The sequence below is a fragment of the Aurantimicrobium sp. genome, from assembly GCF_036667855.1.
Lineage (GTDB): Bacteria > Actinomycetota > Actinomycetes > Actinomycetales > Microbacteriaceae > Aurantimicrobium.
Genome location: NZ_JAVWTF010000014.1, coordinates 1 through 23,989 on the forward strand (window position 1 = coordinate 1; position 23,989 = coordinate 23,989).

At 55.8% G+C, this 23,989-nt stretch carries 21 protein-coding genes and 1 other RNA gene; 16 read left to right on the forward strand and 6 right to left on the reverse strand.

What is annotated here, in order from left to right:
* The first annotated feature begins 133 nt into the window (after positions 1-133).
* Positions 134-230, forward strand: an RNA gene (ffs, locus tag RR877_RS04510) — signal recognition particle sRNA small type.
* A 124-nt stretch (positions 231-354) separates the two neighbouring features.
* On the opposite strand, the gene RR877_RS04515 is transcribed toward ffs, so the two are convergent.
* On the reverse strand, positions 355-918 hold the full coding sequence (locus RR877_RS04515) for a type IV toxin-antitoxin system AbiEi family antitoxin domain-containing protein (protein ID WP_280805244.1): 564 nt from the start codon (positions 916-918) through the stop codon (positions 355-357).
* Between the two features lie 135 nt (positions 919-1,053).
* On the opposite strand from RR877_RS04515, the gene RR877_RS04520 reads away from it, so the two are divergent.
* From RR877_RS04520 to RR877_RS04575, 12 genes are all read left to right on the forward strand, one after another.
* Positions 1,054-3,075, forward strand: coding sequence for a DNA polymerase III subunit gamma and tau (locus tag RR877_RS04520; RefSeq protein ID WP_110232816.1), 2,022 nt, complete (start codon positions 1,054-1,056; stop codon positions 3,073-3,075).
* Positions 3,076-3,077: 2 nt separating this feature from the next.
* Entirely contained in the window at positions 3,078-3,674 is a 597-nt protein-coding gene (gene recR, locus RR877_RS04525; protein ID WP_110232817.1) for a recombination mediator RecR, read from the forward strand.
* A 21-nt stretch (positions 3,675-3,695) separates the two neighbouring features.
* A complete protein-coding gene (locus tag RR877_RS04530; protein WP_110232818.1) occupies positions 3,696-4,793 on the forward strand; it encodes a M20/M25/M40 family metallo-hydrolase in 1,098 nt (365 codons plus the stop codon).
* A gap of 87 nt (positions 4,794-4,880) precedes the next feature.
* Positions 4,881-6,146, forward strand: a complete 1,266-nt coding sequence (locus RR877_RS04535) for an aspartate kinase (protein WP_110232819.1) — start codon at positions 4,881-4,883, stop codon at positions 6,144-6,146.
* Positions 6,143-7,204, forward strand: coding sequence for an aspartate-semialdehyde dehydrogenase (locus RR877_RS04540; RefSeq protein WP_280805246.1), 1,062 nt, complete (start codon positions 6,143-6,145; stop codon positions 7,202-7,204). The genes RR877_RS04535 and RR877_RS04540 overlap by 4 nt, the downstream gene beginning before the upstream one ends.
* 120 nt (positions 7,205-7,324) lie before the next feature.
* A complete protein-coding gene (locus RR877_RS04545) occupies positions 7,325-8,800 on the forward strand; it encodes a malate:quinone oxidoreductase (RefSeq protein ID WP_332619070.1) in 1,476 nt (491 codons plus the stop codon).
* Between the two features lie 47 nt (positions 8,801-8,847).
* Positions 8,848-9,792 (forward strand): hypothetical protein, encoded by a 945-nt coding sequence (locus RR877_RS04550; RefSeq protein ID WP_332551358.1) that lies wholly within the window; start codon positions 8,848-8,850, stop codon positions 9,790-9,792.
* Positions 9,793-9,820: 28 nt separating this feature from the next.
* Positions 9,821-10,045 carry an ATP-binding protein gene (locus tag RR877_RS04555; RefSeq protein ID WP_332551359.1) on the forward strand — a complete coding sequence of 75 codons (225 nt, stop codon included), beginning with the start codon at positions 9,821-9,823 and terminating at the stop codon, positions 10,043-10,045.
* Positions 10,038-11,135 carry a hypothetical protein gene (locus RR877_RS04560; protein WP_332551360.1) on the forward strand — a complete coding sequence of 366 codons (1,098 nt, stop codon included), beginning with the start codon at positions 10,038-10,040 and terminating at the stop codon, positions 11,133-11,135. Before RR877_RS04555 ends, RR877_RS04560 begins: the two co-directional genes overlap by 8 nt.
* Positions 11,125-11,778 carry a DNA-binding response regulator gene (locus RR877_RS04565; RefSeq protein ID WP_332551076.1) on the forward strand — a complete coding sequence of 218 codons (654 nt, stop codon included), beginning with the start codon at positions 11,125-11,127 and terminating at the stop codon, positions 11,776-11,778. The genes RR877_RS04560 and RR877_RS04565 overlap by 11 nt, the downstream gene beginning before the upstream one ends.
* Positions 11,778-12,440 carry a thymidine kinase gene (locus tag RR877_RS04570; protein ID WP_280795637.1) on the forward strand — a complete coding sequence of 221 codons (663 nt, stop codon included), beginning with the start codon at positions 11,778-11,780 and terminating at the stop codon, positions 12,438-12,440. Before RR877_RS04565 ends, RR877_RS04570 begins: the two co-directional genes overlap by 1 nt.
* A gap of 8 nt (positions 12,441-12,448) precedes the next feature.
* On the forward strand, positions 12,449-13,762 hold the full coding sequence (locus RR877_RS04575) for a UDP-glucose/GDP-mannose dehydrogenase family protein (RefSeq protein ID WP_332551077.1): 1,314 nt from the start codon (positions 12,449-12,451) through the stop codon (positions 13,760-13,762).
* Here RR877_RS04575 and RR877_RS04580 read toward each other — a convergent pair whose 3' ends face one another.
* Together RR877_RS04580 and murJ are read right to left on the reverse strand one after the other, a co-directional pair.
* Positions 13,763-14,599 (reverse strand): polysaccharide deacetylase family protein, encoded by an 837-nt coding sequence (locus RR877_RS04580; RefSeq protein ID WP_332627748.1) that lies wholly within the window; start codon positions 14,597-14,599, stop codon positions 13,763-13,765.
* Positions 14,599-16,215 carry a murein biosynthesis integral membrane protein MurJ gene (murJ, locus tag RR877_RS04585; RefSeq protein WP_332627749.1) on the reverse strand — a complete coding sequence of 539 codons (1,617 nt, stop codon included), beginning with the start codon at positions 16,213-16,215 and terminating at the stop codon, positions 14,599-14,601. The genes RR877_RS04580 and murJ overlap by 1 nt, the downstream gene beginning before the upstream one ends.
* 67 nt (positions 16,216-16,282) lie before the next feature.
* Between murJ and RR877_RS04590 the strand changes: the two genes are divergently transcribed.
* Positions 16,283-17,359 carry a peptidoglycan bridge formation glycyltransferase FemA/FemB family protein gene (locus RR877_RS04590; protein WP_332627750.1) on the forward strand — a complete coding sequence of 359 codons (1,077 nt, stop codon included), beginning with the start codon at positions 16,283-16,285 and terminating at the stop codon, positions 17,357-17,359.
* Between the two features lie 3 nt (positions 17,360-17,362).
* Here the strand turns inward: RR877_RS04590 and RR877_RS04595 are convergent, their stop codons facing one another.
* Together RR877_RS04595 and RR877_RS04600 are read right to left on the reverse strand one after the other, a co-directional pair.
* On the reverse strand, positions 17,363-18,310 hold the full coding sequence (locus RR877_RS04595) for a metallophosphoesterase (protein WP_332551081.1): 948 nt from the start codon (positions 18,308-18,310) through the stop codon (positions 17,363-17,365).
* Complete coding sequence (locus tag RR877_RS04600) at positions 18,310-20,910, reverse strand: transglycosylase domain-containing protein (protein ID WP_332551082.1); 2,601 nt, start codon at positions 20,908-20,910, stop codon at positions 18,310-18,312. Before RR877_RS04600 ends, RR877_RS04595 begins: the two co-directional genes overlap by 1 nt.
* A gap of 48 nt (positions 20,911-20,958) precedes the next feature.
* Between RR877_RS04600 and RR877_RS04605 the strand changes: the two genes are divergently transcribed.
* Both RR877_RS04605 and RR877_RS04610 read left to right on the forward strand, forming a co-directional pair.
* The gene (locus tag RR877_RS04605; RefSeq protein ID WP_204163632.1) at positions 20,959-21,120 is read left to right on the forward strand and encodes a hypothetical protein; all 162 of its coding nucleotides are present in this window, start codon (positions 20,959-20,961) and stop codon (positions 21,118-21,120) included.
* A 21-nt stretch (positions 21,121-21,141) separates the two neighbouring features.
* Positions 21,142-21,612, forward strand: coding sequence for a RidA family protein (locus RR877_RS04610; protein ID WP_110232831.1), 471 nt, complete (start codon positions 21,142-21,144; stop codon positions 21,610-21,612).
* A gap of 70 nt (positions 21,613-21,682) precedes the next feature.
* On the opposite strand, the gene acs is transcribed toward RR877_RS04610, so the two are convergent.
* Positions 21,683-23,638, reverse strand: a complete 1,956-nt coding sequence (gene acs / locus RR877_RS04615) for an acetate--CoA ligase (protein ID WP_332551083.1) — start codon at positions 23,636-23,638, stop codon at positions 21,683-21,685.
* Positions 23,639-23,989 lie beyond the last annotated feature (351 nt).

A 23,989-nucleotide genomic window follows, 5' to 3' on the forward strand; every position in this document is an offset into this window, starting at 1 on the left:
CATAGGCCACTAGGCGAATCCTCCTGGTGAACCTACTCACTTGCGTGAGAGGACAACTTCATTATTCTAACCGCACTTTTGGGTGCAGACGAACTCGCGTGGAGAGCATTCAGTTGTGTGCTTTACACTGGTAACTGGCTCCTCGCGTGGCGCCACCCAGGCCAACTCCCCCAGGACGGAAACGTAGCAAGGGTAACCGGGCTCTGGCGGGTGCGCGAGGGGTCCTTTTCATTTCTTTCGATGGATGCCCTGAAATCAAAAATCCAGGAATTGAGCACACGGGCAGAATTTGGCTCTTTGTCTCTTCGTTGCAAGGTCTTCAGAAATGCAGATAAATCTAAAGGAGAAGTCACATCATCCACGTTGATCAAGTTTCTGGGTGAGTTCTTGTTGGTCGAGAGAACTGAGCATCCCAGAGGCCGCACCATTGACAATGGCTTGACGCAAGAGGTAGGTGGGTGTGCCATCAACTATGCAGTCACCGATGGTTTTTGCGATGCTGGTTAAAGGAATCTCTTGCCACCAGGTCGCATCTGAGGGCTGAACGTTTTGACGATGGATTTCGTAATGTGGTTTTAGTGAACGCCTAATTCGCCTGCCCTGCGGCACACTGATGTGGAGAGTCGCTGAGTTAATATCGCAGATTTCCCATACCGCCAACGCCGTGTCATGAGAGATGCATGCATCCTCAACACCGGTCTCTAACAGCGCCAGTGCCAGGTTTTCATATTGAGTGGAGGGCACTTGGGAGATGCGATAAATTCCGTGCCCCACTCGGGAAATCCTGCCTCGGGATGCAAGACGAGGAAGTTCAGTCTTAGGAATCCCGGCAGCTACAGCTTGTGCGCTTGAAACAAAACCATGTTGATCGAGTGCAAGTTCTCGTAATTGTTCAAGATAAGTGAGCACTTCGTTCATGCCAAAAGTATACCAAAATGGCATACTTTTGTCATTGTTTTTTATCGATCTGGCTCGCCAATAATCGTCATGCTCCGAGAATTGTGCAGAACTTGCGAAGGAAGCAATGTCCCTTTTCGCCGATACGATTGAGTTGTGGCTACCGCACTGTATCGCCGTTACCGGCCAGAATCATTCGCTGACGTTATTGGACAATCCCACGTCACCGATCCTCTGATGACGGCACTGCGCACCAACCGCGTCAACCACGCCTATCTCTTCAGCGGCCCTCGTGGGTGCGGAAAGACAACTTCTGCTCGCATCCTGGCTCGCTGCCTCAACTGTGCTGAGGGACCTACCGATACTCCCTGTGGCAAGTGCCCCAGCTGTATTGAACTCTCACGTGACGGTGGCGGCTCTCTCGACGTCGTCGAAATTGACGCCGCCAGCCACAACGGTGTTGATGACGCCCGTGATCTGCGTGAGCGTGCCGTGTTTGCTCCGGCCCGTGACCGTTACAAGATCTTCATCCTCGATGAGGCTCACATGGTCACCCCTCAGGGCTTCAACGCTCTGCTCAAGTTGGTGGAAGAACCCCCCGAGCACGTGAAGTTCATCTTCGCCACGACCGAACCTGAAAAGGTCATCGGCACGATTCGCTCGCGCACCCACCACTACCCCTTCCGTTTGATTCCTCCCGCACAGATGCTTGAGTACTGCGAGAGCCTGTGTGTTTCCGAGAAGATTGCCGTTGAGCCTGGTGTGCTCGCACTTGTTGTGCGCGCAGGTGGCGGTTCAGCTCGTGACACTCTGTCTCTCCTGGATCAGCTCATTGCTGGTTCTGAGAACGATGCCGTGACCTATGAGCGTGCAGTTTCTCTCCTGGGTTACACCCACAGCGCACTGCTGGATGAAGCAGTAGATGCGCTCGCCGCAGCAGACTCGGCAGGTGCTTTCGCTGCGGTTGACCGTGTCATTCAGACCGGTCAGGACCCTCGCCGCTTTGTTGAGGATCTGCTTGAACGTTTGCGTGACCTCATTCTTGTTGCCGCCACCGGCGCCAATGCCAACGCTGTACTCCGCGGTATCCCTGCCGATGAACTCGAGCGCATGCAGGCTCAGGCCAAGAACTTTGGCTCTGCTGAGCTTTCTCGTGCTGCAGACGTGGTGAACTCGTCCCTCACTGAGATGACCGGTGCCACTTCTCCACGTCTTCACCTCGAACTCATGATTGCTCGTCTACTGGTTCGTGCAACAGGTGGAGCTCCAGCTGTAGCTGTCGCACCAGCTGCTTCAGCACCCACAGCTCCTGCAAAGCCTGCAGTAGCACCTGCCCCTGCACCCGCACCTAAGGTTGAGGCTCCCGTTGCCAAGCCTGAGTCGGTCAAGGAAGCTCCTGTTGCACAAGCTCCTGTTGTGGAAGAGCCCAAGGTTGTTGTTCCAACCGGACCTGTCGGCACCCGTGAACTTCTTGAAGCGTGGCCTGCAGTTCTGGAGAAGATCCAAACCACAAGCCGTGCTGCGTGGTTGGTAGTTGTCTCTGCCCAGGTTCGCTCTCTTGAAGATGAGGTGCTGACTCTGGTCTTCAGCAACGAAGCAGATGCTGCGTCGTTCCGCCCTCAGAAGGGCGTGCCTGGCGGTGTGCACGAGATTCTTCGCCAAGCCATCCTCGACACTGTCGGTGTTCGTGTGGGCTTCAAGGTGTCCAGTGATTCCAGTGCGACAGCTCCGATTGATCGCATGACGGATACAGGTTCTGTTGCTGCTCCAGCTGCCCCCGTCAACGCTCCACGTGAGTTTGCCACCCCAGCACCCGCTGCCCAGGCAGAAGAACCACCACTTCCTGAAGAGCCACCTGCTGATCTGGAAGAAGAACCCCCTTTCGAGGAAACAGATCCTCCCGCCGTTGATGACGGCTGGGACGTTGTCGCTATCCCTGGCGGGGGAGCACCTGCTGTTCTCGAAGACGAGCCTGTCGTTGACGAAGTCGTTGTTGTTGCAGAGGTTGCAGCTCCTGCTGCACCTGCGGCCAAGAAGCTCACTCCTGAACAGGCAGCACACGAAGAAGCTCGCTATGGCGAAGCTGTTGTGCGCGAACTTCTCGATGCCAAGTTCATTGCTGAAGAAGTGACTGCTCCTGTAGCTGTTGTTGCACCCGAGCCCGAGGACCAGGCCTAGTCATGTATGACGGCATCGTTCAGGAGCTCATTGATGAGCTGGGGCGCCTTCCCGGTATTGGGCCTAAGTCTGCCCAGCGCATCGCGTTCCACATTCTGCAGACCGAGTCTTTTGATGTGACGCGCCTGTCCTCGGTGCTGATTGAGGTGCGCGAGAAGGTCAAGTTCTGCGAGATCTGCGGAAACGTCAGTGAAGAAGTCACCTGCGGTATTTGCCGTGATCCTCGCCGTGACCCCACCTTCATCTGCGTCGTGGAAGAAGCCAAAGACGTGGTTGCTATCGAGCGCACCCGTGAATTCCGCGGGCTTTATCACGTGCTTGGCGGCGCCATTAGCCCTATCGATGGCATCGGTCCGGATGACCTGCGCATTCGCCAACTCATGACTCGTCTAGCTGATGGCACCGTGACCGAGGTCATCATTGCGACCGACCCCAACCTTGAAGGTGAAGCAACGGCGACTTATCTCTCACGTTTACTCAAGACCCTCGAAATCAAGGTGTCCCGCCTGGCTTCAGGTCTGCCCGTGGGTGGAGATTTGGAATATGCAGATGAGGTCACGCTGGGTCGTGCTTTTGAAGGTCGTCGTACCGTCAACTAACTTCCAGTGGGAGAGGTTCCTATGTCACCGGAGCACGAAGCCGTAGAGCTTCTGACGCAGCTCGTCGGAATCGACAGTGTCAATCCTGGCTTGGTTAATGGAGCTGCGGGAGAAGCAGATATCGTGCGCTTTCTTGCAACTCGACTTGAAGCGAACGGTTTCACCATTCATATTGTGCCTTCACAAGATGAGACAAACAGACCGAGCCTCGTTGCCGTTGGCCCCGGAGAGGGTCCGACGGTGGTGCTCAATGGCCATCTCGATACCGTCGGGGTTAAGGGCATGGAAAATCCCTTCACTGCACAAGTGGAAGGCGACAAGCTCTTTGCTCGCGGTGCTGCAGATATGAAGGGGGGAGTTGCAGCATTGGTGGTGGCTGCTGAACATCTCTCTCGTAGTTCTTCCTCCTACCGACCACTCTTGGCACTAGTCGCAGACGAAGAAGACGCCAGCATGGGGTCGGAAGCAGTCATTGCAGCTCTTCCTGGTTTAGGCATTCACCCCGACCTGTGCCTCATAGCTGAGCCAACTGGTTTGGATCTAGCTGTGTCCTTACGTGGCTTCGCCGTTGTTCGAGCGCGCATCAGTGGTCGTGCTGCACACAGCTCACAGCCTGAACTGGGTATCAATGCAGTGACACAGTTAGGGCATCTACTTTCTGCTATTGAAAACAAGGCGCAGGAGATTCGCGAGACTGGTGGCGACCTCATGGTCACGATGGTGAGGGGAGGAGAGTCCTCCTTTGTAATACCTGATGAGGCAGAGTGCATTATTGAATTACGCACAGTCCCCGGACAGCGGTCAGACCAGGTTCTAGAGGTGGTTCGTTCGCTTGGGGATTCAACATGGACCTGGGATCTTGAGCTGGTTGCCTCTCGTGAAGCGTGGCAATTACAAGCCGAAGGCCCCGCTGCACATCTTTCCCAGGCCCTAGCCCTGGAATTGGGAACCAAATTGAATTTTGTAGCACCGTACTGGATGGAAGCCCCCTTGTGGGAAGAAGTCTGCCCCACTCTGATCTGCGGACCAACCGGTGGGGGCCTTCATGCCATCGATGAATGGGTGGATCTGCGGCAAGTACGCTCGCTTTGCTCGGCTTTGATAAAACTGCTTGCGTAAAAAGTGAGCTTCGAACTGCCCGTAGAATAGAGTTTCCAGCTCGTGAGAACCGTAGCCGCGAGCATATTCCTTCAGGAGTTATCAACCGTGAGCTTGATTGTGCAGAAGTTTGGCGGATCTTCCGTTGCAGATGCTGAGAGCATCAAGCGCGTCGCCAAGCGCATTGTCGAGACCAAAGAGGCTGGAAACGACGTTGTTGTCGTTGTTTCTGCCATGGGTGACACCACCGATGAGCTGATGGATCTGGCCAACGAGGTTTCTAGTAATCACGCGCCGCGTGAGCTCGACATGCTCCTCACCGCAGGTGAGCGCATCTCGATGGCACTAGTTGCCATGGCCGTTCGTTCCCTCGGTCACGACGCTAAATCTTTCACCGGTTCACAGGCCGGCATGATCACCGATGCACAGCACGGTACTGCCCGCATCGTGGAGGTGACCCCCGGTCGTCTGCGTGAAGCAGTTGCTGAAGGCAACATTGTCATTGTTGCTGGTTTCCAGGGCTTCAACCGCTCTACCGGTGACATCACCACCCTCGGTCGCGGTGGTTCAGACACCTCTGCCGTGGCACTGGCTGCTGCGCTGGATGCAGATGTCTGTGAGATTTACACCGACGTCGACGGTGTTTTCACCGCTGACCCTCGCGTTGTTCCCAACGCGTCCAAGATTCACCGCATCTCCAGCGAAGAAATGCTCGAGCTGGCCGCCAGCGGTGCCAAAGTTCTCAACATTCGCGCAACCGAGTATGCACGCCGTCACGGCGTGACCTTGCACGTGCGCTCCTCGTTCGTACCCAACGAGGGAACAATTGTCTACAACCCCACGGAGGGAGAAACAGTGGAAGAGCCCATCATCACCGGTGTTGCCGGGGACCTGAGCGAGGCAAAGATCACCGTTGCCGGTGTTCCAGACGTTCCAGGTAAGGCTGCACAGATTTTCACCGTTGTCGCAGCTGCGGACATCAACATCGACATGATTGTGCAGAACGTCTCCTCAGGCGGCTCTGGTCAGACCGATATCTCCTTCACGTTGCCCACCGCAGAAGCAGATGACGCACTGGCTGCACTCAAGGCAGCTCAGTCCGACATCGGATTCTCTGACCTGGCACTGGATGAGAACATTGGCAAGCTTTCCGTGGTCGGTGCCGGTATGCGCACCAGCTCGGGTGTTTCCGCTCAGCTGTTCACTGCACTCTTTGAAGCAGGCGTCAACATTGACATGATCTCCACCTCCGAGATTCGCATCTCGGTCATCATGCGCGCTGACCAGCTCAACGAGGCACTGCGTAAGGTGCACACCGCTTTCGGTCTCGACTCTGATGTTGAGGCTGTTGTCTACGCTGGAACCGGCCGATGACCGTCATCGCCCCCGAGGGGCTCAATGTTGCCGTGGTCGGTGCAACCGGCCAGGTTGGCAAGGTCATGCGTCGCTTGCTCGAAGAGCGTAACTTCCCTGTGAAGTCCATCCGCTTCTTCGCCTCTGCTCGTTCGGCAGGAACTGTTCTTCCCTATGCCGGTCACGACGTTGTCGTGGAGGACGTGGAAACCGCTGATCCTTCGGGCATCGACGTTGCTCTCTTCTCGGCAGGTGCCACCGCCTCCAAGGCACAGGCTCCTCGCTTTGCTGCTGCCGGTGTCATCGTTGTCGACAACTCGTCCGGCTGGCGCATGGACCCCGAGGTTCCTCTCGTGGTTTCTGAGGTCAACCCTCACGCCATTAAGCAGGCCGTCAAGGGCATCATTGCGAACCCCAACTGCACCACCATGGCAGCTATGCCGGTACTCAAGGTTCTCCACGCTGAGGCTGGCCTCGAGCGCATGAACGTGACCACCTTCCAGGCAGTGTCTGGTTCTGGTCTGGCAGGTGCTGAAGAGCTTGCGAACCAGGTTCGTGCCGCCGTTGACCAGGGCAACCTGGAAGACCTCGTTCACGATGGTTCTGCCATCACCTTCCCTGCACCAGTGAAGTATGTGAAGACCATCGCCTTTGATGTTGTTCCTCTCGCAGGTTCCATCGTCGAAGACGGACTCAACGAAACCGACGAAGAGAAGAAGCTGCGCAACGAGAGCCGCAAGATTCTCGAAATCCCTGAGCTTCTGGTTTCGGGTCTGTGTGTTCGCGTTCCCGTGTTCACCGGTCACTCGCTGTCTATCAATGCAGAATTCGGTAAGGCAATCTCGCCTGAGCGTGCTCGCGAATTGCTCGCGAACGCTCCCGGCGTTCAGCTGGAAGATGTTCCCACGCCTCTCCAGGCTGCCGGTGCTGACCCCAGTTTCGTTGGTCGTATTCGTGCCGATGAGACCGTTGATGGCGGCCGCGGACTGGCGTTGTTTGTCAGCAATGACAACCTGCGCAAGGGTGCAGCGCTCAACGCCGTGCAGATCGCAGAGCTGATTGCAGCTGACCGCGCCTAAGTATTCAGTACTTCAGCCGAAGGCCATCAGGATTCTCTCCTGATGGCCTTCGTCGTTGCTCCCGGTAGGTGGGAATGAGGACAGCGGTAGTCGAGGCACTTCACGCGTAAACTGGCGGATGTGAATGCAAAGACGGTTGATGTTGCCCTGATTGGTGGCGGAATCATGAGTGCCACCCTCGGCGCTCTGATTAAGCAGCTGCAACCCGACTGGAGCATCCAGGTTTATGAGCGCCTCGGCGAGGTTGCTCAAGAAAGCTCCAACCCCTGGAACAACGCAGGCACCGGCCACGCAGGTCTGTGTGAACTGAACTACATGCCAGAAGCTGCCGACGGTTCGGTTGAAGCGTCCAAGGCTGTTGCGATTAACGAGCAGTTCCAGGTTTCTCTGCAGTTCTGGGCATACATGGTTGCGGCCAAGATGCTCGATGCACCCACCAGCTTTATTAACTCCACCCCCCACATGACCTTCGTCTGGGGCGAGGCCAACGTGGAATACCTGCGCAAGCGTTACGCCGTGCTCAAGGATGAGCCACTGTTCGCCGGCATGGAATATTCAGAAGACCCCAAGGTCATTGCCAAGTGGACTCCCTTGATCATGGATGGTCGCACCGGCAACGAACCTATCGCCGCAACCCGCATCACTGCTGGTACAGACGTGGATTACGGTTCGCTGACCAAGCAGCTCCTGAACTACATCACCGCCAACGGTGCGAAGCTGCGCACCGAGACGCAGGTCACAGCACTCAAGAAGCTCCACAACGGCCACTGGAAGCTGTCCTTGCGCGACTCTGTCGGCAACACTCCTCACTCCATCACCGCGAAGTTCGTCTTTGTGGGTGCTGGTGGTGGTGCGCTGGCACTGCTGCAGAGTGCAGGAATCAAGGAAGCCAAGGGCTTCGGTGGATTCCCCATCTCAGGTCAGTTCCTTCGCACCTCGAACCCTGCCATTGTCGCTCGCCACCAAGCCAAGGTCTATGGCAAGGCGTCTGTGGGAGCACCCCCCATGTCTGTTCCTCACCTCGACACTCGTGTGGTCGATGGAGAGAAGTCTCTGTTGTTTGGTCCCTTCGCAGGTTTCACTCCGAAGTTCCTCAAGGAAGGTTCGTGGTTTGACCTTCCCGGTTCCATTCGCTTGAACAACATCTTCCCGATGCTGGCGGTGGGTGCAACCAACCTGGATCTGCTCAAGTACTTGATCGGTGAGCTCATGGCGAGCCCACAGAAGAAGCTTGATGCTCTGCGTGAATTCTTCCCCGATGCTCAGCACGAAGACTGGGAACTCATCACTGCTGGTCAGCGCGTTCAGGTCATGAAGAAAGACCCCAAGAAGGTTGGTGTTCTTCAGTTCGGTACAGAGGTCATCGCTGCTGCGGATGGTTCTATTGCTGGTCTGCTGGGTGCTTCACCCGGAGCTTCCGTCTCGGTTCCGGTCATGCTCGATGTTCTCAAGCGATGCTTCCCTGCCGAGTTTGCTGGTTGGGAGCCTGAGATCAAGAAGATGATTCCGAGCTTTGGTACGCGCCTGTCAGATACTCCTGCTGTGGCAAAGAAGTCATTTGCTGCCTCTGCTAAGACCCTCAAGCTCTCTACATAGGGAAGACTGGTCTTTGTAGGACCACATTCTTCAACGGGGGCGGTGAGATGCAGTTAGGTATTCCAGCACAGCTGGCACCCATTCTGTTTGCTCAAGCACTCAGCCGTTTGCTGTTGGTGTATTCCGCCTACTCCGTCATATTTGCGGAGGCTTTGATCATCCTGGCCGGTTGGCATGAGAACAATGCCTGGGTGATGTGGGCTGGCTTCTTGGTGGGATTCCCGGGGTTTGTGCTCTGGCGGTTGATGTTCACGCCACTGTCACCCCTGTCTGCGTCCATTTATATTCTCTTTCTCTCTGCCACCTTGGCCATTGCGGCCTGGGCTGTCTTGGCCACCATGCCCGAGGTGGAGAGCACGAAGTTTCTTCCCTTCACTCTGCTTGGCTTTGCTCTGATTACTGCCTGTGGTGTTGCCGCACGAGTTGGTGATCGTGTGCTGTGGGCATTAGGTGGATATCTCGCCACCAACGTTGCGCTTCTTGTGGGAGCTGAGCTTGCCGGCAAGCCCTATGAATTTGACTGGCGGATCCTTATTGGTTTGATCATTGTCATCGGTTCCGTTATTTCCACACCGCGTCTCTTGCGCGCGAACACGAAGTTCCAGATCACTCTCGACCACAGTGCGGAGACGCTAGCTACTGATGCAGAGCGGGCGGAGAACGCCCGTCGGGTTGCTGCACGTCTGCACGACACGGTGTTGGCCAAGCTGGCAGTCATTGCCACAACGAAGCCGGGCATGCTGCAAGACCCACTTCGTGAAGCACTGGAAAGCCAGCTGGCCTTGATTGAAACAAGTGACTATTCACCTGAGCAGGTTAAGCACAGTGGCACAAGGGAATCGGCAGATCTCACTGACCTCATGGCCGTGATCTCGACTGAAGAAGCCCAGGGTCTGGCAGTGAACTTGGGGGGGTACACCAACTGCGCTCCTGTCGCTGTCGACCGAACGTCGCGAAGCGATGTGTTCGGCCCTCGCTCAATGTTTGGCTAATGTTCGATTGCACTCAGGCCAATCTGCTGTGGAGGTTGTCATCCTGCCGGCGGGGGACAACCTTGCGGTCACCGTCATTGACGGAGGTGTCGGCTTTGATGTTGATGCTGTGCCTGAGGATCGGATGGGCATCAAGCTGTCAGTTCGCAACCGGATCGAGTCCGTGGGCGGATCAATCCGAATCTGGTCAGATACAGGTCAGGGAACGGCTGTCATGCTCCAGCTTCCGGTTTCAGGGGGTGGTGATGCGTAAACAAGAACGTACACTTCAGCAGCTTGATCCTCTTGCTGCTGGCACGAGCTGGGATGTTGCCCTGTTTTTTGGCCTGGCCACATGGGCGTATGCCGCAATTGTTTCTGTCTCGAACTTCCAACTGATTGACTACCCAGTCTTTTTGATTGTTGCATTGGTCTTGTTCACGGCAGGAGTTCTGGTTCATTTGTGGTCTGCAGCACCACGGCACGCCCCGTACACCCGACGCAGCTACTCCATTGTGGTTCTTCTGGTCATCAGTGCAGGGGTATTCGAAATCGTCAGTGATGGCGGAGGAACAGTGTCGATGCTCACGGACTGGGGTCCTATTGCGGTGGCGCTTATTTTTGCCTCGACAAGTGGATATCGCCCACTCCCAGATCAGTACTACGCCGGACTTGCTGCTGTGCTCACGCTGGGCGTCATGCTTGCACTTGATGGGCTCCAGCATGACTTACCTTTTGGTTTGGCGTACTTTGCAATATCTGGTGTGACTTTGATTGCCATTGTGGTGTTGGGACAGGCGAGTTACACATTCAAGGCAAGCCGTATTTTGATGGCCTGGCAAAAGACCGTCAATGAAAATGCCATTAATCCAGCAGAAGTGTCCAAAAAAGATCTCTCAGAACCCATTACAGATCAAGCAAAAGAATTCTTTGTCAACCTGCTTGAATCTGGTCGCGTGAACGAAGACGATACTGCGTATGCCAGAGAACTTGCTGCTCAGATTCGACTGCAACTACTTGAGATGACAGATCAAACATGGGTGGAACGAGCTGGCTGCACTTTACAAGACCCAGAGAAAGTGTTGAGCAAATTTGATATCTCCGCTCAGTCTGCCATTTCAGCTCTGATCACAGGATTGTTTGAGGCAGGAGTTGTTCAATTACAGGTGTCGCTTCGATTAGATCCCTTGAGTGAACGGTTGTCCTGCGTTATCCAAGGAACAGAATCCTCTCAAGATTTCGCTGGAGGAAAACTGCGTACATATGTGGCCTCGTTCCTGCGAGTGATGTATGTCGTGTTTGAAGATGTCCGTTTCATCAATAACGATGGTCACGTGAATGTGATGTTTTACTATGCCCCATAAATCCGTTTCATTGACTATCCTCGACGACCACGGACTCTTGGTCGATAGCCTCAGCAGCTGGTTCAGCGGAAATGCTCCCGACTTCAGCGTTGCCGTGGCGGAAACGTCCTGGGCAGGGTGCCTGGCCAATGGTGCTTTCCCTTCCGAAGTGGTGTTGATGGACTACCAATTGGCCGAGCCGGTCTCGATTGAGGCACGTGTGTTGACGTGTAAAGCGGCGGGGTCAGCCGTGGTGGTGATGAGTGCACTGGCAAGCCCTGAACTCCATGACCGAGTACTCGCCGCCGGTGCCGATGCCTTCTTTGATAAGTCCACCTCGATGAATGTGGTTGCTGCCCGCATGCGCACACTTCTGGGCATGGCTCAGAACAGCCCAGAAGGCAGTGAAACTGGGGATTCTGGGGCCTCTCAACACGCCGAAGAGCTGGTCAAACCACGCCTGAGTGCCGGTGAAGAACAGGCGTTTGTCCTGTATTGCCGGGGATTAGCGACCAAAGATGTTGCCGAGGCCATGAATGTTCAGTTTGAGACGGCCAAAACGTACCTCAGACGCGTGCGCGAGAAGTACGCTAGAGCAGGAAGACCCGCGTCCCGGCGGGCAGATTTGGTTCGGCGTGCAGCCGAGGATGGATATTTGACCTAATGGCCAAGCTTTATTTCCGTTATGGCGCAATGAACAGCGGCAAGAGCACATTGATGCTCCAAGCTGCGTATAACTACGAAGAACGCGGTCACAATGTCGTGTTGTGTAAGCCCGAGATTGACATCAAGGGTGACAAGGGAATTCTTTCTCGACTTGGTATTAACCGCCGCACAGATTTCTTAATTGCTGGTGACAGTGACCTCTACGGGTTATTCCAGCACGAACGTGAAGCGGTCATTCGCAAAACTGGTGCTGATGTTCGTTGCCTGCTGGTAGACGAGGCACAGTTCTTGTCAGAAGCGCAGGTTGATGACCTTCTGCGCATTGCTCTTCTGGAGGACGTGCCCGTTTTAGCGTTTGGTATTCGCACCGACTTCCAGACCGTGGCCTTCCCCGGATCTCGACGTCTTCTGGAAATTGCACACGAAATCGAAGAGCTTAAGACAATCTGCCGTTGTGGCAAGAAAGCAATCTTCAACGCGCGTAAATACAACGATCGCTTCATTTTCGATGGAGACCAGCTCGCTATCGATGGTGTCGCTGTGAACTACGAACCACTGTGCGGTAACTGCTACCTCATCGAGAGCAACGGTGTTCTCAACGCTGGTCGTCGCCAGTGGCCCGTGGCGTATTCCTTCGAGCCTGACCCCGACTTCAGCTAGCTCACGCCATGCGCGTCTCTGTCATTGGCTGCGGCTACCTCGGCGCTGTACATGCAGCGGCGATGGCCGACCTCGGACATGAGGTTATTGCCGTAGACGTGGATGCGGAAAAGGTATTGGCGCTTAATGCCGGTACACCTCCGTTCTTTGAACCAGGCTTACCTGAGATTCTTTCCTCCTCACTAGCCTCGGGGCGTCTGCGGTTCACTACCGATATTTCTGAGGTGGCAGGGTGTGAGCTGCACTTCATCGCTGTGGGCACGCCCCAAAGCGACGACAGCGGAGCTGCCGACATTCGCTTTGTGGATGCAGCGGTTGATGCGCTGTTGCCCAACTTAGGGCCAGAAGACGTTGTTGTGGGCAAGAGCACCGTTCCAGTTGGAACAGCTCAGCGCTTGGCAGAAAAGCTTCTGTCTGCGGGCTCCACAGCAACTCTGGTGTGGAACCCTGAGTTCCTCCGTGAAGGCTTTGCGGTCAAGGACACGCTCTCTCCTGATCGTCTAGTCTTTGGTGTTGCCGATGGCATTGGCCATGTGAGAGCACTTTCAGCACTGCGCGAGGTGTATACCGCAACTATCGCTGCCGGCACACCCGTCGTGGAGACTGACCTTGCCACGGCAGAGCTCGTGAAGACGGCAGCCAATGCGTTCTTGGCCACCAAGATCAGTTTCATCAACGCCATGAGCGAGATTGCAGAAGCTACCGGTGCCAATGTCACCGAGCTGGCCGATGCCATTGGCTATGACACCCGCATCGGCCGTCGCTTCTTAAACGCTGGTGTGGGTTTCGGCGGGGGATGCCTGCCCAAGGACATCCGGGCCTTCTCTGCTCGTGCTGAAGAATTGGGCCTCGGTTCCTCTGTTGCCTTCCTGGGCGAAGTAGATGCCATCAACCTGCGTCAGCGTCAGCGCGTGATTGATCGTGTGATCTCTGACGGTGGTGGCGACCCCGTGGATCTCAAGGTTGCTGTCCTCGGCCTCGCATTCAAGCCTCAGTCAGATGATGTGCGAGACTCGCCCGCTCTTGATGTTGCCCGCGGTTTAGTTCAAGCGGGTGCGCTCGTCACGGCGTATGACCCCGAGGCCATGGGGCCTGCGCAAAGGCGATTCCCTGAGCTGAAGGTCGCGAGCACCCTTCAGCAGGCACTTCTGGATGCTGACATTGCTGTGTTGGTAACGGAATGGCCAGAGTTTGTCCAGCTTGATCCCCGCACCGCTGGTGACCTCATGGCACACAAGCGCATTGTGGATGCCAGGAACGTTCTCGATCCAGCTGCCTGGCGCGCTGCGGGCTTCCACTACAGCAGCCTGGGTCGACCCTAACTACGCCTTGAGATAAAGGTCATTGAGCGTGACCGGTTGAAGCTTGCGCTCCAGGATCAGGTCCTTGATATAGCCAAAGCATTCGGTTACTGCAGGGAAGTTGGCATGGCCAATGACGATGCGTTTTTCACCAATCCATTTGCCGGCAAACTCGCGCAACTGATCCGGGGTTATCTGCCCAGCATCAGAGAGTGAACCGTGCCACATCACGGGAGTGGTGTAACCCAACGTGGCGGCAACTGAGTCAACTCGTGCATCATGGCTGCCAAAGGGTGGCCGGAAATAGGGAGTGGCGTCGACGCCATAGTTCTTGAGAAGGAAGTCATGGGTTTGGCCGAGCTCGGAGGATACCTGTCCATTACTGACTTTGAGTAAGGAGGGGTGTGTCCAGGTGTGGTTTGCCATCTGGATTTGCCCGCTCTCCACTAAGGGTCGTAGCTCAGGAATATTCTCCGACCACGAGGGGTACTGGCCAGTGACGAAGAAGGTGAGACGCATGCCGGTCTCTTGGGCAAAGCGAGTGTATTCCCTCACCACCTGTGAGGAGATTCCATCATCTACCGTCAGTGCGAAGGTGCCTGGATAATCAGGAATGGAATTGATTGTTCCAAATGGAACCGGGATCTTCGTCACCTGGGGAGAGTCAAAAATGATGGGCACTGCAGTCGGATACACATGGGTATCAGTTGCAACGGGGGGAAGTGCTTCCCCCATCTTTCCCAAACCAAACTCGCTCTTTCCCTCAAAGAGCTTGGGAAGAACTATGCCGGCAGCTACTCCCGTGGCTGCCGTGATAACACCAGCTGCGAGGAGTTCAAGGAATGTTCGGCGTTCCATCAGCGTCGAGTAAGTTTGCCCTTGACCTGGCTGACAAGCTCAGAGATTTCTTCTGAGCGCATCAGCCACAACACTGCGAAGTAGATGCTTCCCAAAATGGCGGCGTAGATGATGCTCTCGACGATGGCCACAGTCAAGTTATCTGTATCAATATAGGCAGCACTGAACTGCAGCATGAAGTAGCCCGCAATCACGGTGGGGATGACAGCGATTCCAAACTTGAGGTGACTGACAAACACTCGCTTGCCATCGATGCCACCAATCTTCTTGCGGAGGAAGAACAGGCCCACTGCCACTTGGATGATGGTGGCGAATGTGAAGGACAGGGCCAACATGGCAGCAACGAGTTCCACCGGCGAGAATGCCAGCACGAGCAAAGATCCGCCCACGAACAACAGAATCTGCAGCACCGTGAAGAAGAACGGGGTGCGAGTGTCATTGAAGGCAAAGTAGGTGCGCTGAATCACAAAGAGCATGCCATAGGGAGTCAAGCTCAAGATATACATCATGATGACAACGGCCAGGGCGGCAATATCGGCAGGTTTGGCTCCATCCATCAGCACCAGTGCAATAAATGGTGCTGTGACGAAGACGATGGCCGCGGATCCCGTCATCACCAGCCCAATGACGCGCAACGCAGAGGACACATCCGCACGCATGTCTTCGGGCTTGTTGTTCCGGGCATGTTCCGCAAGACGCGTGAAGTAGGCGGTGCCGATGGAGAACGCGAGGATCGAGTAGGGGAGCATGAAGATCAGCCAGGCGTATTGCAGAGCTGCAACGGATGCACCCTTACCCGAAGCGGTGCTCGCCACGTTGGTGGTGACAATGCCACCAAGCTGCATCACGATGACGGTGGCCAACGACCATCCGGCAATCTTGCCGAGGGTGCCAAAGCCGACGCCGCGCCACAGGAAATCAGGACGGTAGCGGATGCCTGCTTTGCGCCAGGCCAGAGACAAGATGATCGACTGTGCAATGACGCCGAGTGTGGCACTGCCAGCAAGCAGAGCAATCTGGCCTGAACTCCAGTCGTCCAGACCACGATTACCATCGGGGTCTGCGCCGAAGAGGACAATGTAGACGGCAAGGCCAGAGATGGCCACGATGTTGTTGAGAACAGGTGCCCAAGATGATGGGCCAAAAACCTTCTTGGCGTTGAGCACTTCGCCCAAAATGTTGAACAGGCCATAAAAGAAAATCTGTGGCAAACACCAGTAGGCAAAGCCGACAGCGAGAGCCAGTTGTTCAGGTGACCACGCCATCGCATACAAGCGCACGAGGAAGGGAGCTAACGCCATGGCCAGTGCAGTGATGGCCAAAAGGAACACCATGGCAACGGTGACCAGCTTGTTCACATAGGCACTGCCACCATCGTGGCCAGCCATGGCTTGCACAATCTGGGGCACCAGCACGGCACTGAGCACGCCACCGATCAGCACCATATAGACGCTGTTAGGGAGCATGTTTCCCACGGCAAAGGAGTCCGCACCAACAGATGCGGTCACACCAATGGCGGTGGCCAACACCATGGCCTTAACGAATCCCAGAACACGCGAAGCGGTGGTTCCCACGGCCATTAACGTGCTGGCGCGAGCGATAGTGGAAGAAGCCATAATCGGGTTTCCATCCTTTGCTCAAGCCTCATGGGAGGGTCATAGTCCGTGCTCTAAGCTTAGTTCGATGACTCTTCCAGTGCGCTTCGCGACCGACGCAGAGATTGCCAATTGGGACAATCTGGTTATTGCCAACCCCGACCATGGGTCGATGTATCAGGCGGAAAGTTTCGCTATTGCGAAGGCAATTGGCGGCTGGACTCCTCGTCACCTCATCTTCAATGAGGACAACACCGAGGCAGCGCCTCGTGTTGCCGGATTGTTCATTGAGCGCACTATTCCCACCCTGGGCAAGCTCTGGTATTCACCCACCGGGCCAGGTTTTGGCTCCGCTGAGCAGGTCGCTGCGGTCATTCCTGCCCTGAAAGAATTCGCTGCCAGCAATGGCGTGTTTTTGGTCAAGCTTGAATCCGAGCTGATCTATTCTGAACAGGCAGATCAGACGCTGCGCTCAGCAGGTCTGGTTAAGGTGGACAATGTCCAGCCCATCTCCTCGACGGTGATGATTGACCTCACCCCAGATATCGACACCATCTTGGCTGAGATGCCGCAGAAGGGTCGCTATGCCATCCGCCGGGCAGCGCGTGATGGTGTGACCGTGGCAGAAGCGCCGCTGACCGAAGAGAACATGCGCACCATGTACAAGCTCTTAGGCGCAACTGGTGATGACGCAGGCTTCATGATTCGCACCTACGACTACTACGTTTCGTTCTGGAACGAATACGCCAACCGTGACCAGGGCAAGATGTTCTTTGCCTATGTTGACGGCGAAGTTGTGGCCGGTGCGTATACCGGCTGGATGGGCTTCAAGGCCTGGTACAAAGACGGCGCCTCTATTCGTGACCGCAAGGCCTATGGCGCCAGCCATGCGCTGCAGTGGCACATCATCGAATGGCACAAAGCTCGTGGACAGGCTGTGAGCTATGACATGATGGGCTGCCCGCCAGCGGATCAGCTCAAAGACCCCTCACACCACCTGCACGGCATTGGCATGTTCAAAACGAGCCTGAGCCCCATTGTCATTGATCGTGTCGGAACCTATGACCTCGTCATTGATGCCAAGAAGACTCAGAAATGGAACACCTTCGGCTATCGCATTGCCGGCAAGCTGAACAGAATGTTCCGCAAAGAGGTTTACTTCTAAGCGTTAGCCCTCACGCGCGCTGAGGGTGACCAGAGACGCCTCTGGAGCACACGCAAAGCGCACCGGAGCAAAGATAGATGTACCAACACCTGCTGAGACATTCAGCGCTGCTGTGCGACTGCCACGCGTCCACGTGCTCAAACCCTTGACCTTGTCGCGGGGGATGTCACAGTTAGTCACCAGAGCGCCCAACCCAGGAACACACACCTGACCGCCGTGAGTGTGGCCAGCGAAGATCATCTCAGCACCCTGCGTAACAAAGTCATTCAAGATGCGTTGGTAGGGAGCGTGGGCAACACCAATGGTGATGTCGGGAGTGACGTCATCGAGGAAATCATCGGATTGGATTGACTCAAGGGCGCGCTCCATGCGTGCAAGCGAATCAAATGAGCGGTGAGGGTCGTCTACTCCCATGAAGTCAATGCGACGACTGCCTAGGGTTAACGAAGCAGCAGAGTTGTTGAGGTTTGCCCAGCCGAGTTCGTCAGTAAAGAACTCCATCAGGGATGCAGTGTCGAGTCTCTCGGCAACCTTGGTTGCTTTTGAGGGCCCTGCGAAGTAAGCAAAGGGGTTCTTGAATTCAGGTGCAAAGTAGTCATTTGACCCATTGACGAAAACGCCGGGAATCCCCTTGAACGCAACCAGGGTTTCTTGCAGAGCAGGCAATGCGTCGTGGTGGCCTAGGTTGTCTCCGGTGTTGACGACCAGGTCAGGTGCCAACTCGGCGAGCGAAGAAATCCACTCCATCTTTCCCTTTTGCCAGGGAGCTAGATGCAGGTCAGAGATGTGCAGGATGCGAAGGGGGGCGGAACCTGGTTCCAGCACCTTCGCTTCAACATTTCTCAGGGTGAACGCATTGCGTTCGACGAGAGTCCCCCACGCCAGTGCACCCACAGCAACCAGCCCGATGCCCATAAGGACATCGCGGCCGAGTGCTGAGGAAGTGCTCATTACTTCTGAACGGTGATCAGAATCGGCGTTGTGGGCTTGATGAATCCACCCACAGGGGATTGCACGACAACCAATCGCTGACCCACAGGAAGAGGGTTAGCTGTTCCCGGACATGCTGTTGGAGATGCAGAAGGGGTCGGTGCTGGTGTTGGTGCTGGTGGAAGAGGTACAGGACACAGCGCATCTGGAATGGGCAGTTCTACAGTCGCTCCAACAGTCCAACCAGCAGCCACAAGCGTGCTGCGAGCGAGAGTTTCGGTCATGCCCACGGTGCTGGGAGGACCTGCAACGAGGGTGTGGTTGGAGAAGTAGACCTTGACTTCGCCACCGACTGCAGTGGGCTCACCTGAGGCGGGCTCTGACTTGGCCACAGTGTTGAGGGGGAGTTCAGAGTCCATCTCGCCACCATCGGTGAAGGTCAAGCCCACGCTTTCGATGAGGGCTTGTGCCTGCTCCTTGGTGAGACCTTGGATAGCGGGGACACTGACGGACTTACCCTTGACCAAGTTGGGGTCAGGTGCACCGAAGGGATCGCCACCAAATTGACGGTTCGCGACCGTCATGATGTCGCGGTAGATGTCTTGCTTGGTGTTGTATTGACGACCATTGGTGAAGTCAACGCTTGAGAGTGCGACGTGACCAGAAACGTTACCAAGCCACACGACGGTGGCAACCTTGGTGGTTGAACCGATGATCCAGTTTTGCTCAGCGTTGTCGGAGGTACCGGTCTTGGCAATCCAAGGGACTCCATCTCCGACATCAGCACGGGCAGCGGTACCACCGGGGGAGTGCACGTTCTCCATGGCATAGGCCGTGGTGCGGGCAACTGCAGGGGTAACCGACTGGGTGCACTTGGACTTGGGCGGAGTAATCTTCTTGCCCTTGTAGTCGATGATTTCATCGATCGCTATTGCAGTACAGGTCTTTCCATCATTTGCAATACCTGCTGTTGCAACGGCCATTGCCAGGGGTGCAATTTCCTCGGTACCGATGATGGTTGAAGGGTTTGACTTCAACGTCTGTTGGTCAGCACGGTGAACACCGAAAGCTTCAGCAACCTTACGGATGTTGCAGAGGTCCATCTTGGATGCCATGGTGATGAAGTTGAGGTTGTACGAGTTCTTCAACGCGTTCATCACGGTCGTGGTGGAGTCAAATGCACCCGCGTAGTTGACGGGGCGCCAGTTAGGTCCACCTGTTGGCTCACAGCTGTTCTTGAACTCGGACATCTTCCAGTCCTTGACCTTGCCGGAGACAACTTCGTTGAGACCGTGACCCTGCTTGAGCCACTCGATCAAGGTGAAGATCTTGTAGGTCGAACCCACGGGGAAACCGGTGGAGCTTCCATACTTGCTGTCGGTGTTGTAGTTCACCGAGGTGTAGTTGGCGCCTGATGCCACAACTTCGGGATCAGCAGAGTAATCCTTACTCTGGGCCATCGCGAGAACTCGACCAGTACCTACTTGAACAGAAACGGACGCACCTGCGATGTCACCCTCGGGAACGATCTTGGGCACACGCTCGTAGATGGCCGTTTCAGAAGCTGCCTGCAGTTCCACATCAAGTGTGGTCATGATCTTCCAGCCACCGCGCTGGAAAGCCGCCCAACGCTCGTCCTCGGTCGCACCGAAGGCGGGGTCGTTCTTGATGATCCAGGTGACGTAGTCACAGAAGAAGGCAGCACCACCAGCTGTTTGGCAGCCAGTGCTGGACGGAGTGATCACCGGAGTGACAGGCTCGGCAATAGCGGCCTTGTATTCCTTGTTGGTGATCTTGCCTTCAGCAAGCATGCGGCCCAGTACGTAGTTACGGCGCTGTTCGTTGTATTCCACGTTCTCAGGAATATCGATACGCAAGTTGTTGGGGTTGTTCACGGTTGCGATGAGGCTCGCTGCCTGAGCAAGGGAGAGGTCCTTGGCCTTGACGCCAAAGTAATACTCAGAGGCAGATTCGATGCCATAGACGCGACCACCGAAGGAAGCGATGTTGAGGTAACCGTTGAGGATCTCGTCCTTGGTGTACTTGGACTCGATGCTGATCGCCAGCTTCATTTCCTTGAGCTTGCGCTCAATGGTGGTCTGGGTGGCTGCGTAGTAGGCAGCCTTACGTGCTTCAGGATCCGCAATCTCCTCCGCACGCATCACCAGGATGTTCTTCACATACTGCTGGCTGATCGACGAACCACCCTGTACGTCACCACCGGTGGCGTTGGAAATGATGGCGCGTGCAGTACCGATGAGGTCCACACCACCGTGCTCATAGAAACGAGGGTCTTCTGTTGCGATAGCTGCGTCAACAACGAAGGGAGAAATTTCTTCCAGGGGAACCGTAATACGGTTCTGTGCATAGAACGAGGCGAGCAGAACTTCTGAGCCGTCTTCACGCTTGGCATACATGCTGGACTTTTCAGCCAAGTCGTTGATCTTGAGGTAGGCGGGGAGTTCGTCAAAAACACCTAGGGCGCTGTTCGTGGTTACTCCCGTAACGGCAATAGCGGGGGTCACTGCGGCGGCAATCAAGACTGCTGCAACGGCACTCATGCCGACAAAAGCGAGCAATCCCCCAATGATTCCTGAACGCGTAGGCTTCTTGGCAAACATAGACTCTAATTTAGCCGGAATTGCTGAGAAAAGACCGAACGGAGACTCATGGCCGCCATCAAGTGGGAATACATCACCACTCCGCTGCTTATTCACAACACCACCGCCATTTTGAACACGTGGGGTTCAGAAGGGTGGGAGCTCGTTCAAATCGTCACGGGCCCCGAAGGTGGCCTTGTTGCGTACCTCAAACGACCACTGGCTGAATAGCTCAAGAACCGAAGGAAAATCATGTCCAACATCGAAGCTCGTCTTGCCGAACTCGGCATCGATATCCCTGATCTCGTTCCTCCCGTAGCCGCCTACACCCCTGCGGTGATCCACGGAGATCTCGTCTTCACCTCTGGTCAGCTCCCTATGGTCTCAGGTGCACTTCCTGCCACCGGCAAGGTCGGAGAAGGCCACGGCCTGATCCCTGCCTCGGATGCCAAGGAGTATGCACGCATCTGTGCCCTCAACGCGCTTGCTGCCGTGAAGTCGGTTCTAGGTGATCTCAACCGTGTCACCCGCGTGGTCAAGGTTGTGGGTTTCGTTTCCAGCGACCCTGCCTTCACCGGCCAGCCCGGCGTGATCAACGGCGCATCTGAAGTTCTCGGTGAGATCTTCGGTGACGCAGGAATTCACTCGCGCTCTGCCGTGGGTGTTGCGGTTCTTCCCTTAGATGCCCCGGTTGAGGTAGAGATCATCGTCTCCTTCAAGTAATTCTTGAGTAACAACGAAACACCCCCAGGCCGATGGCCTGGGGGTGTTTCAGTATGAGCTTCGTAGTTGTTTAGTGAACCTGAGCGCTGATGATGCTGAGCACACCAGTGTCGGTCAGGGTGGTGGTGTCCCCAATCTCGCGGCCTTCTGCGACATCCTGAAGGAGACGACGCATGATCTTGCCAGAGCGAGTCTTGGGAAGTTCTTCCACGATGTAGACCTTCGAGGGGCGAGCAATCGCACCAATCTGGTCGGAGACGTGCTTGCGCAGCAAGGCGCTCGCTTCCTCGGGGGTCTGGTCATCCACGTGGCTCTTCTTCAAGATCACGAAGGCAACAACAGCCTGACCGGTGGTCTCATCGGCTGCACCCACCACAGCTGCTTCAGCAACGATGTTGTTGCCGACCAGTGCGGATTCGATTTCTGCAGTGGAGAGGCGGTGACCAGAGACGTTCATGACGTCGTCCACACGGCCCAGAAGCCAGATGTCGCCGTCGCGGTCGTAACGAGCGCCGTCGCCGGCGAAGTACTTGTCACCGAACTTGTCCCAGTAGGTTTCCTGGAAGCGGACGGGGTCTCCCCAGATACCGCGGAGCATGGCAGGCCATGGCTCAGAGATGACCAGGAGGCCGCCGGAGTTCTTGTCCTGAGGAACACCCTGCTCGTCCACGATGTCGATGACGACACCGGGGATGGGTACCTGAGCTGAACCGGGCTTCAATGTGGTCACACCAGGAAGCGCTGCGATCATGATGGCGCCGGTCTCGGTCTGCCACCAGGTGTCCACAATGGGAGCCTTGCCGCCACCGATGATGTCGTGGTACCAAATCCACGCTTCAGGGTTGATGGGCTCACCCACGGAACCGAGAACACGGATGCTGGAAAGGTCAAACTTTCCAGGGATCTCGCGGCCCAGCTTCATGAAAGAGCGAATAGCAGTAGGTGCGGTGTAAAGAATCGAGACCTTGTACTTCTCGATGATTTCCCACCATCGACCGGGGTGAGGAGCGTCAGGGGTGCCCTCGTAGACAACCTGGGTTGCGCCGTTCGCGAGCGGTCCATAGACCACGTAGGAGTGACCGGTGATCCAGCCAACATCCGCGGTGCACCAGTAGACATCCGAGTCTGCGTGCAGGTCGAAGATGTTCTTGTGGGTGAAGGCAGCCTGGGTGAGGTAGCCACCGGTGGTGTGCAAAATACCCTTGGGCTTACCGGTGGTACCCGAGGTGTAGAGAATGAAGAGTGGGTGCTCTGCAGGGAAGCCCTGAGCAACGTGCTCTGCTTCCACACCAGCCTTGGCGTCATCCCACCAGATGTCGCGACCTTCGGTCCAGGCAACCTCGTTTTCGCCACGCTTGACGACAAGCACGTTCGTAACAGTGCTTCCGCCGCCGTTAGCTTCAAGGGCAGCATCCACAGTTGGCTTGAGTGGGAAGACCTTGCCCTTACGCCACCCACCATCAGCGGTGACGACAAGCTTTGCTTCGGCGTCATCGATACGGCTGCGCAAGCTGTCTGCACTAAAGCCACCGAAGACCACAGTGTGGACAGCGCCAATACGGGCTGAAGCCAGCATGGTGATGACAGCCTCAGGAATCATGGGCATGTAGATCGCAATACGGTCACCTGCAGTGACGCCCAACGAGAGGAAAACGTTAGCTACGCGCTTAACTTCAGCTGTTAATTCGCTGTATGTGTATACACGCTGGTCGCCGGGCTCACCCTCGCCATAGATGGCGACGCGGTCTCCACGACCTTCGAGGACGTGGCGATCGAGGCAGTTGTATGCCACGTTGAGCTCACCGTCATCGAACCACTTGGCTACGGGAGCATCGCTCCAGTCGAGCACGCGGGTGAAGGGTTTGTGCCAATGGAGGAGTTCCTTTGCCTGCTTATCCCAGAAACCGAGGCGGTCTTTCTTGGAATCTGTATACAGGCTGGCCTGGCCTACTGCCTGGGCGGCGAATTCGGCGCTGGGCGGAAAGCGACGTTCTTCGTGCAGAAGGTTGTCAATATTGTTGCTCATTTCGAGCACCTCACTTCATTGGGCGGTGACTAAAGGTCGAACAAAGTCTGTATTGAGATTACCCCCAATTCCACACTTTGTATACAAAGTTACTTTTTGGACTCGGGGTACAAGATAAATTTCAGTTTTATGCCTTACACTCGAATAGTCCAGAGCTTCGTATCTGACTGGTGGCGCCGCCGATTCCCCCAATCTGGCGCCACGAAGGCGACTCCGTTCCCCCCAACTGGTGTCGCCTTCCACCGTTAAGTGGTTCGTACGGATACGTACGCCCTAGTCCTCCACAGGGGCAAAAGGGGTACAAATAGCCCCAAATCAGGGTAAAAATTCCCGTGAAATGGATTTTTCTAC

Coding starts and splice junctions, on each gene's coding strand:
- recR (WP_110232817.1), top strand. CDS start 3,078: ATGTATGACGGCATCGTTCAGGAGCTCATTGATGAGCTGGGGCGCCTT.
- RR877_RS04610 (WP_110232831.1), top strand. CDS start 21,142: ATGTCCAACATCGAAGCTCGTCTTGCCGAACTCGGCATCGATATCCCT.
- RR877_RS04570 (WP_280795637.1), top strand. CDS start 11,778: ATGGCCAAGCTTTATTTCCGTTATGGCGCAATGAACAGCGGCAAGAGC.
- RR877_RS04600 (WP_332551082.1), bottom strand. CDS start 20,910: ATGTTTGCCAAGAAGCCTACGCGTTCAGGAATCATTGGGGGATTGCTC.
- acs (WP_332551083.1), bottom strand. CDS start 23,638: ATGAGCAACAATATTGACAACCTTCTGCACGAAGAACGTCGCTTTCCG.
- RR877_RS04530 (WP_110232818.1), top strand. CDS start 3,696: ATGTCACCGGAGCACGAAGCCGTAGAGCTTCTGACGCAGCTCGTCGGA.
- murJ (WP_332627749.1), bottom strand. CDS start 16,215: ATGGCTTCTTCCACTATCGCTCGCGCCAGCACGTTAATGGCCGTGGGA.
- RR877_RS04550 (WP_332551358.1), top strand. CDS start 8,848: ATGCAGTTAGGTATTCCAGCACAGCTGGCACCCATTCTGTTTGCTCAA.
- RR877_RS04515 (WP_280805244.1), bottom strand. CDS start 918: ATGAACGAAGTGCTCACTTATCTTGAACAATTACGAGAACTTGCACTC.
- RR877_RS04560 (WP_332551360.1), top strand. CDS start 10,038: ATGCGTAAACAAGAACGTACACTTCAGCAGCTTGATCCTCTTGCTGCT.
- RR877_RS04540 (WP_280805246.1), top strand. CDS start 6,143: ATGACCGTCATCGCCCCCGAGGGGCTCAATGTTGCCGTGGTCGGTGCA.
- RR877_RS04580 (WP_332627748.1), bottom strand. CDS start 14,599: ATGGAACGCCGAACATTCCTTGAACTCCTCGCAGCTGGTGTTATCACG.
- RR877_RS04590 (WP_332627750.1), top strand. CDS start 16,283: ATGACTCTTCCAGTGCGCTTCGCGACCGACGCAGAGATTGCCAATTGG.
- RR877_RS04595 (WP_332551081.1), bottom strand. CDS start 18,310: ATGAGCACTTCCTCAGCACTCGGCCGCGATGTCCTTATGGGCATCGGG.
- RR877_RS04575 (WP_332551077.1), top strand. CDS start 12,449: ATGCGCGTCTCTGTCATTGGCTGCGGCTACCTCGGCGCTGTACATGCA.
- RR877_RS04565 (WP_332551076.1), top strand. CDS start 11,125: ATGCCCCATAAATCCGTTTCATTGACTATCCTCGACGACCACGGACTC.
- RR877_RS04605 (WP_204163632.1), top strand. CDS start 20,959: ATGGCCGCCATCAAGTGGGAATACATCACCACTCCGCTGCTTATTCAC.